9 protein-coding genes and 1 pseudogene are annotated in these 7,708 nt (G+C 74.2%); 4 read left to right on the top strand and 6 right to left on the bottom strand.

Features of this window, described 5'->3' with window-relative positions:
* Nucleotides 1–257: pseudogene (locus tag HUW36_RS34125) on the top strand (hypothetical protein); the annotation flags it as partial.
* On the opposite strand, the gene HUW36_RS20990 reads toward HUW36_RS34125, so the two are convergent.
* From HUW36_RS20990 to HUW36_RS20970, 5 genes are all read right to left on the bottom strand, one after another.
* A complete protein-coding gene (locus HUW36_RS20990) occupies nt 254–1,369 on the bottom strand; it encodes an FG-GAP repeat domain-containing protein (protein WP_174529728.1) in 1,116 nt (371 codons plus the stop codon). The pseudogene HUW36_RS34125 and the gene HUW36_RS20990 overlap by 4 nt on opposite strands.
* Nucleotides 1,370–1,498: 129 nt before the next feature.
* A complete protein-coding gene (locus HUW36_RS20985; RefSeq protein WP_174529727.1) occupies nt 1,499–1,792 on the bottom strand; it encodes a DUF6510 family protein in 294 nt (97 codons plus the stop codon).
* Between the two features lie 17 nt (nt 1,793–1,809).
* Nucleotides 1,810–2,568: a ferredoxin reductase gene (locus HUW36_RS20980; protein WP_174529726.1), complete on the bottom strand. Its 759-nt coding sequence runs from the start codon at nt 2,566–2,568 to the stop codon at nt 1,810–1,812.
* A 1-nt stretch (nt 2,569) separates the two neighbouring features.
* Nucleotides 2,570–3,169, bottom strand: coding sequence for a sulfite oxidase-like oxidoreductase (locus HUW36_RS20975; RefSeq protein WP_174529725.1), 600 nt, complete (start codon nt 3,167–3,169; stop codon nt 2,570–2,572).
* Nucleotides 3,170–3,209: 40 nt separating this feature from the next.
* Entirely contained in the window at nt 3,210–4,256 is a 1,047-nt protein-coding gene (locus HUW36_RS20970; RefSeq protein ID WP_174529724.1) for a TerC/Alx family metal homeostasis membrane protein, read from the bottom strand.
* A 245-nt stretch (nt 4,257–4,501) separates the two neighbouring features.
* Here HUW36_RS20970 and HUW36_RS20965 point away from each other — a divergent pair, with 245 nt between their 5' ends.
* The gene (locus HUW36_RS20965; RefSeq protein ID WP_281357546.1) at nt 4,502–5,659 is read left to right on the top strand and encodes a CaiB/BaiF CoA transferase family protein; all 1,158 of its coding nucleotides are present in this window, start codon (nt 4,502–4,504) and stop codon (nt 5,657–5,659) included.
* Nucleotides 5,660–5,668: 9 nt separating this feature from the next.
* On the opposite strand, the gene HUW36_RS20960 is transcribed toward HUW36_RS20965, so the two are convergent.
* Nucleotides 5,669–6,076 (bottom strand): DUF2267 domain-containing protein, encoded by a 408-nt coding sequence (locus HUW36_RS20960; RefSeq protein ID WP_174529722.1) that lies wholly within the window; start codon nt 6,074–6,076, stop codon nt 5,669–5,671.
* A gap of 141 nt (nt 6,077–6,217) precedes the next feature.
* Here HUW36_RS20960 and HUW36_RS20955 point away from each other — a divergent pair, with 141 nt between their 5' ends.
* Together HUW36_RS20955 and HUW36_RS20950 are read left to right on the top strand one after the other, a co-directional pair.
* Nucleotides 6,218–6,487 (top strand): DUF2795 domain-containing protein, encoded by a 270-nt coding sequence (locus tag HUW36_RS20955; protein WP_174529721.1) that lies wholly within the window; start codon nt 6,218–6,220, stop codon nt 6,485–6,487.
* 8 nt (nt 6,488–6,495) lie between these two features.
* A complete protein-coding gene (locus HUW36_RS20950) occupies nt 6,496–7,158 on the top strand; it encodes a DUF1345 domain-containing protein (RefSeq protein WP_174529720.1) in 663 nt (220 codons plus the stop codon).
* Nucleotides 7,159–7,708 lie beyond the last annotated feature (550 nt).

Raw genomic sequence — 7,708 nt, 5'->3', positions numbered from 1 at the left:
TGCTGCGCCACGGCGCCCGGCTGTACGGGGTGGCCGCGACCGTGGACCCGCGCAACGGCCAACTCGTCCTGTCGGTGGTGCCGGTGACCGTGGGCCAGTTGGCCGCGAGGCTGCGCCGCCGCTGGCGAGGCGGCCGGTCGACCGGGGCGTCGCGGCCGGCCCCCGCTGCGGTACCGGCCGCTCCCCCGCGGATCGGAACGGGCAACCACGCCGAACCGGCGCCGACCCAGGTGGGCCGGTTGACCGTGACGCGTTAGGTCGTCGGGAAGACCCAGACGGTGCTCGGCAGCCCGTACCCGTTGGGCACGGCCAGGTCGTCCTTGCCGTCACCGTTGAAGTCCGCCGCCGCCGGCACCCCCACCTGGCCGTCCACCGGCAGTTCCAGCGCCTCCTGGAAGGTACCGTCGCCGTTGCCGAGCAGGACGAACACCACCGAGGCGGTGGCGAAGGCGACGTCGGCCCGCCCGTCGCCGTCGAAGTCGCCGCCGGTCGCGGTCTCGGACCATCGGACCGGAATGGTGACCGGCTCGGCGAACGTGCCGTCGCCGTTGCCGTGCAGCAGCCAGCCGCTGTCGGCGAAGCTTCCGCGACGGGACGCGACGATGTCCAGCACGCCGTCGGAGTCGTAGTCGCCGAGCACCGCCGGGCTGGTGTCGTTGATCAGGTTGATCCGTTGCGGTTCGCCGAAGGTGGCCGGCCCGGTGCCCAGCAGGACCGCCAGCCTGCTCGCGAGCGTTTCGGTGGCGACCAGGTCGGCCCGCCCGTCGGAGTTCAGGTCGGCGACCCGTACGGCGTTGAAGTCGCCGTAGCCGAACTCGACGATCTGGCCGGCGGTGAAGCGGCCCCGCCCGTCGTTGCGGAACACGTGGATCTCCGGCGACCCGGTCAGGCCTACCACGAGGTCCAGGTCGCGGTCGCCGTCCAGGTCGGCCGCGTCCACGCCCCAGGGGTTGCTGGAGCCGCCGAGGTCGATCGACCGGGCCGCGCGGAAGCGGCCGTCGCCGCGCCCCGGGTGCACCGACACGGTGCCGCCGAGGTCAGCGGTGACCAGGTCCGGGCGCCCGTCGCCGGTCACGTCGGCGATGTCCACGGTCATCGGGCGGCTGGGAGTGGGGACGTCGGGCCTGGCCCGGAAGCCACCGTCCCGGCTGAGCCGTACCGACACGGTGCCGGACGTCCCGCTGGCCACTGCCATGTCCGGCCGGCCGTCGCCGTCCAGATCACCGGCGGCGACGTAGTGGGCGAACTCCCCGGCCGGCACGTCGAGTCGCGGACCGAAGCTGGCGGTGGCCGCCGTGGCGCCCACCGGGTTGAGGACGATCGTCAGCGTGGCCGCCAGGACCGGCACGCCGAGGGTACGCATTCGCATGTCTGCTCCCCGTACGGATGGACCCGCACCGGTCCGTCGCCGGTGCGGGCAGGGAGCAGCGTCGCCGGTGCTCGGCTAAGGGCGGGTAAAGCCATCACCAAGACTTGCCCCGCACGGTGGCCCGGATGGTCAGCGCGGGAGCGCGAGCCCGCGGTCGAGCGGCATCGGAACCTGAAGGTAGGTGGTGCCGCGCAGGTCCAGCCAGGCCCGCTCCGGCGCGCGGACCAGGCGCACCATCACCCCGGTGCAGGCGGGGCACCGTCCGATCAGGCCCGGCGCGTGCGAGTAGACGTGCAGGCCGGCCATCGGGCCGGTCGTCCCGCAGTTGTCGCACCGCCCGGTGGTGCTGCTCAGGTCGACCGCGAAGAGTTCGCGCAGCGGCCCGTCGAGCATGTTGCCGTCCAGGTAGGACATGTCCGTCATGCGCTCTCCTCGGATCGTCAGCCGGTCGGGCCGAACCGTTCGGTCCGCACCCGCCGGGTCGGGTGGCCCAGCCCCACCAGCAGGTCCGCCACGGTCTCGACGAAGCCGGTGGGACCGCAGACGTAGCAGAGCGGCTCCAGGTCGGGCGGCCAGCCGTGGCTGTTCACGTCGGCCAGGCCGATCCGGTGCGGCTCGCCCCGCCAGCCGTCGGGCGCCTGCCGGGTGTAGACGTACGCGACGTCCAGGCCCTGGTCGTCGCGGGCCCGGCGGCGCAGCTCGTCGGCGTAGATCACGTCGTCCGGGGTGCGCACCGAGTAGATCAGCCGGAACGGGACCCGGCTGCCCGCGGCCCGGCGCGCCCGGACCATGGCCATCAGCGGCACCACCCCGGAACCGCCGCCCACCAGCAGCACCGGCGCGGTCTCGTCGGTGCGCCAGACGAACCAGCCGCCGACCGGTCCGCGCACCTCCACCGGGTCGCCCTCGGCGTAGGTGTCGACCAGGTACGGCGACACCTCACCGTCGGGCACCCGCTGCACGGTCACCTCGATCCGCTGCCCCTCGGCCGGGCCGGCGAGCGAGTACGACCGGGCCGCCTGGTAGCCGTCGGGGGCGGTCAGGCGCAGGTCGACGTGCTGGCCGGGCAGGTGCCCGGGCCAGCCGGGCACGTCCAGCACCAACGTCTGGGCGGTCGGCGTCTCGATCCGCCGCTCGACCAGTCGGGCCACCCGCCAGGTCAGCGGCGCGACCCGACGGCCGGTGGCCGGGGCCGCCACCTCAGTCGCCCTGGTAGCGCTGCTCGCGCCACGGGTCGCCGTAGTCGTGGTAGCCGGCGGTCTCCCAGAAACCCGGCCGGTCGTCGACCAGCAGCCGGAGCCCGTGCACCCACTTGGCGGACTTCCACAGGTAGAGGTGCGGGACGAGCAGCCGGGCCGGGCCGCCGTGCTCGGCCGGCAGCGGACCGCCGTCGTACGTGTGCACCACCCAGGCCCGCCCGCCGCGCAGGTCGTCCAGTGGCAGGTTGGTGGTGTAGCCACCGTAGGAGTGGGCCAGGGCGTAGCGGGCGCCGGTGTCGACGCCGTCGAGCAACGTGTCGAGCGAGACGCCCTGCCAGGTGGTGCCGAGCTTGGACCAGCGGGTGACGCAGTGCAGGTCCACCGTCGGGGTGTCCTGCGGCAGGCCCATCAGCTCGTCCCACGACCAGCGGTACTCCGCGCCGGTCTCGTCGGTCAGCACGAACTCCCAGGTGTCCAGCGGCACCCGGGGCGTCGGGCCGGCGGAGAGCACCGGGAAGTCCTCGGTGAGGTACTGCCCCGGCGGCAGGTCGGGCGCGGACGAACGGGGCCGGCCCTGGAAGCCCGGCGAGACGATTCCCACCCGTCAGTCGTACCACTCCCGACGCCGCCGGGGCAGAGGTTCAGCGGGAGTGCCCGGCGGGGCCGCCGCCCTGCACCTCCTGCACGACGGTGCGCTCGCCGTCGCCGCTGTCCCGGGTGGCCCGGAGGCTGGTGATGGTGACGACCACCAGGACGCCGATGATGACGCCGAGCGAGGCGAGCGTCGGGATCTCCGGTACGCCCTTCCAGATGCCGTGCGCCCAGTGCAGGCCGAGCTTGAGCCCGATGAAGGCCAGGATGACCGCCAGGCCGTAGCTGAGGTGCACCAGCCGGCTCAGCGCGGCGTGCAGGACGAAGTAGAGCGCCCGCAGGCCCAGCAGCGCGAACGCGTTGGTGGCGAAGACCAGGTACGGGTCCTCGGTGATGCCGTAGACGGCGGGCACCGAGTCGACCGCGAAGACCACGTCGGTGGCGAGCACCGCGACCACGACGAGCGCGAACGGGGTGAGCGCCCGTCGGCCGCCCTGGCGGATGGTCATCCGGGTGCCGTGGTAGTCGTCGACCACCGGCATCACCTTGCGGAGCAGCTTCACCGACCGCATCTTGTTGATGTCGACCTCCTGCTCGTGCCCGGAGAGGGCGTCGCGCAGCAGCTTGACCGCGGTGGCGATCAGGATGAGGGCGAAGAGCAGGAAGGCGAAGTCGAGCGTCTGCAGGGCGGCGGCGCCCAGCGCGATGAAGACGGCACGCAGCACCAGCGCGCCGGCGATGCCGTAGAGCAGCACCCGCTGGGCGAGCACGGCCGGCACCGCGAACGCGGCCAGCAGCAGCATGAAGACGAAGAGGTTGTCGACCGAGAGCGACTTCTCGACCAGGTAACCGGTGAGGTACTCGATGCCCTGCTGGCCGCCGTAGCGGGACCAGATCCAGGCGCCGAAGGCCAGCGGCAGGGCGATGTAGAACGCCGACCAGCCGAGCGCCTCCCGGATGGAGACCTCGTGCGGCTTGCGGGTGACCAGGAAGTCCAACACCAGCAGGGCGAGCACGCCGGCGATCGTCACCGCCCACAGCGTGGGCGTGCCGACCGAGGTCAGCTCGGCGGCGGACAGGTATGACACTTCGGACATGGGGCCTCCTCGAACACCGTGGCATGTTCGAGGTCTCCTTCACCCACGGTTTCGTGGGCAACCACCCGAGGCTCGCCCCGGGGGCTCGCCGTACTGACCGGAATGGTTCGTGGGAAGTACTCCCCTCGCGGGGTCAAGGCTAGGCCAACCCGGGCCCGGACGCCAAGTCACGCCACGGATGATTGCCCTGGTCAACCGCTGTGTCCAGGTCCGGGCCGTGGCGTCGCGGGTCCCGGGCCCCTAGGGTGACGCGGGTGACCAACCAGGGACCGCTGACCGGGGTACGGGTGATCGAGCTGGCCGGCATCGGCCCGGGCCCGTTCGCCGCCATGATGCTGGCCGACCTCGGCGCGGACGTGGTGCGCGTCGACCGCGTCGGCGGCGGCGGCTTCGGCGCCTTCCCCGGCGACCTGCTCAACCGCAACCGCCGGTCACTGGCGGTGGACCTGAAGCAGCCGGCCGGACGGGAGCTGGTGCGCGACCTGGTCGCCGGGGCGGACGCGCTGGTCGAGGGTTTCCGGCCCGGGGTGGCCGAACGGCTCGGCCTAAGCCCGGCGGACTGCCTCGCCGCCAACCCGCGGCTGGTCTACGGGCGGATGACCGGCTGGGGGCAGGACGGTCCGCTCGCCTCCACCGCCGGTCACGACATCGACTACCTGGCGCTGACCGGCGCGCTGCACGGCGTGGGCCGGGCCGGCGAGCCGCCGGTGCCGCCGATGAACCTGCTCGGCGACTTCGGCGGCGGCGGCATGATGCTGGCCCTCGGCATCGTCGCGGCGCTGTACGCGGTGCGCGGCGGCGCGTCCGGCCAGGTGGTCGACGCGGCCATCGTGGACGGCGTGTCGGTGCTCGCCACCCAGATCCACGCGCTGCGCGGGCTCGGTCTCTGGCAGGACCCGCGCGGGGTGAACCTGCTCGACGGCGGGGCGCCCTTCTACGACACCTACGAGTGCGCCGACGGCCGCTACGTGGCGGTGGGCGCGCTGGAGCCGCAGTTCTACGCCGAACTCGTGCGGCTCACCGGGTTCCCGCTCGACGGCGACGACGCTCCCGACCGCGACGACCCGGCGACCTGGCCGGCGCTGCGCGCGGCGTGGGCGCGACTGTTCCGCACCCGGACGAGGGACGAGTGGGCGGCGCTGCTGGACGGCACGGACGCCTGCGTCGCCCCGGTGCTCGACTGGGCCGAGGCCCCGCGGCACCCGCACCTGGCGGCCCGCGAGGTGTTCGTCGCGCCGGACGGGGTCACCCAGCCGGCTCCCGCGCCGCGCTTCTCCGGCACGCCCACGTCGGTTCGCCGGCCCCCGCCCGCGCCGGGCGAGCACACCGACGAGGTGCTCGCCGAGGCGGGCCTCGACGTCGACCGGATCGCCGCGCTGCGCGCCGCCGGCACGGTCGGCTGAGCGGACGGCTCAGCGCCGGCGGGTGGCGGCCGGCGCGAGGGCCGGCTCGACCATGTCCCGGTAGTCCCGGGGCAGCTGCACCACCACGTCCTGGAACTCGCCGCTGCTGATCGCCTCGCGCAGCGTGGCGAACACGGCCCCCACCGCGGTGCGCGCGGTGTTCTCGTCGCAGTCGGCCCGGCGGGCCACCCGGGCGACGAACTCGGCCGCGCCGAACCGCTCGGCCGCCTCGGTACGCGGGTGCGGGCTGAGCAGCCCCCACAGCGGCTTGGGCAGCTGTGCGGCCAGGTCCAGCACCTCGCCGCCGGTCAGCCGCTCGGCAAGCGTCTCCAGCGTGGCCCGGGTCAGCGTCGCCGCCCGGGCCTCGGCGGTGCCGGTGAGCCGGGCGACCCGGCCCACGAAGGTGAGGTAGTGCATCGGTGGTACCCCCTTCGGTGCCCCCCGCGGCTACCCGTCCCGGCCCGGTGGAAACGGGTGCCGTCGGGGGCGTGACCCGCCGCGCGGCGGGTATCCGCCGCCCGGTCGTGACCCCAACTACTGGCGCGAGGAGCCCGACTGATGGCGAGTTACACGGATGTCCTGGAGTACCTGTCCGCGCTGGACTACCCGGCCGGGAAGGACGACGTCATCCGGGAGGCGGAACGGGAGGGCGCGCCGCCGGACGTGTTGCGAGCGCTGCGCGCGCTGCCGCCGGTGGACTACGCCAACGGCACCGAGGTGGCCCGGTCGGCCGGCATCGACGCCGCTCCCGAGGTGGGCCCGTCGCAACGCGCGGCGCAGGCCCGGGACCGGCACCCGCGGGTCTCGCAGCACCTGCGCGGCATCTGACCGCTGCGGTGCCGCGCAGCCCGGTGATCCGGGTCCCGGAGCACGTGCCGGCCGCGGCCCAGCTCGCCGTGATGGCTCTGGTCGGCGGCGCCTGCGGCGCCACCGCCGGGGCGCTGGTCCGGCCGGTGCTGGCACCGCTGGTGGGCTGGGACGCCGCCGCCCTGGCCTGGCTGGCGTTGGAGTGGACCCGGCTGTCCCGCCTGGATGCCGACCGGACCGCGCGCCTGGCCAAGCTGGAGGATCCCGGGCGGGCGATGCGCGACGCGCTGCTGCTGGCCGCGTGCCTCGGCAGCCTGCTCGCGGTGGGCATGGTGTTCACCACGGCCGGTCAGGTGCCGCCCGGGCTGGCCCGGGTCGGGTACGCCGGTCTCGGCGTGCTCAGCGTGGTGCTGTCCTGGTTCGTCGTGCACACCGTCTTCACCACCCGGTACGCGCGGCTCTACTACGGCGGCGAGCCGGGCGGGATCGACTTCCACCAGGACGAGCCGCCCGACTTCATGGACTTCGCCTACGTGGCGTTCACGGTGGGGGCGACGTTCCAGGTGTCCGACACCGACGTGGGCGACCGCGCCGTACGCCGGACCGTACTGCGCCAGACGCTGCTGTCGTACCTGTTCGGCGCGGTCATCGTCGCCGCGACGGTGAACCTGCTGGCGACCCTGGCCCGGTAGGGCGCCCGTCGACAGGCGGGCGCCCCGGGCCACGAACCGCGACCTGGGGCGCCTCGCAACACCTGTCCCTGGCGGTTCACGCCCGAACCGGGTCGCGACCACCAGGCGGTGGATGTTCGCCCGAACCGGGCGGGCATCGCTGCCACGATCATCATACGATGCGACATCAGCCGAACGGGTGAGAATCGCGGAAGTGTGTCCGGGCGCACGTGCGCGCTCAGCCGGCCACCTCCGCGTACCGCCGTTCGAGATCCACCCGGGCCAGCGCCCCGACCAGCCAGGACAGCCGTTCCGACTCGCCACCGCCGGCCAACCCGGCGAGGTCGGCGGCGGAGCGACCCAGCCCCAGCCGCCGGGCCGCCGCGAGGGCCCGACGGTCGGCCACGGGAGCCGCCTCCCGCCACAACGCCTGCGCCTCGCGCAGGAACAGGTCGGCCACCTCGTCGTCCACGCCGGGCAGCGCGGTCAGCAGCCGCCGCTCGCCGGCCGGGTCCTGGTGCGCGGCGGTCCGCAGCCGGCGCAGGTCGCCCCAGATCGGAAGAGCACACGT

This window comes from Micromonospora maritima, from assembly GCF_902825405.1.
In the GTDB taxonomy this organism is placed as follows: domain Bacteria; phylum Actinomycetota; class Actinomycetes; order Mycobacteriales; family Micromonosporaceae; genus Micromonospora; species Micromonospora maritima.
Note: the sequence above shows the minus strand (reverse complement) of the source record. Positions and strands in the feature narration are given on the sequence as shown.

Excerpts from the sequence above, each read along its gene's own strand:
- HUW36_RS20990 (WP_174529728.1), bottom strand. The coding sequence starts at position 1,369 with ATGCGAATGCGTACCCTCGGCGTGCCGGTCCTGGCGGCCACGCTGACG.
- HUW36_RS20960 (WP_174529722.1), bottom strand. The coding sequence starts at position 6,076 with ATGCACTACCTCACCTTCGTGGGCCGGGTCGCCCGGCTCACCGGCACC.
- HUW36_RS20985 (WP_174529727.1), bottom strand. The coding sequence starts at position 1,792 with ATGACGGACATGTCCTACCTGGACGGCAACATGCTCGACGGGCCGCTG.
- HUW36_RS20970 (WP_174529724.1), bottom strand. The coding sequence starts at position 4,256 with ATGTCCGAAGTGTCATACCTGTCCGCCGCCGAGCTGACCTCGGTCGGC.
- HUW36_RS20955 (WP_174529721.1), top strand. The coding sequence starts at position 6,218 with ATGGCGAGTTACACGGATGTCCTGGAGTACCTGTCCGCGCTGGACTAC.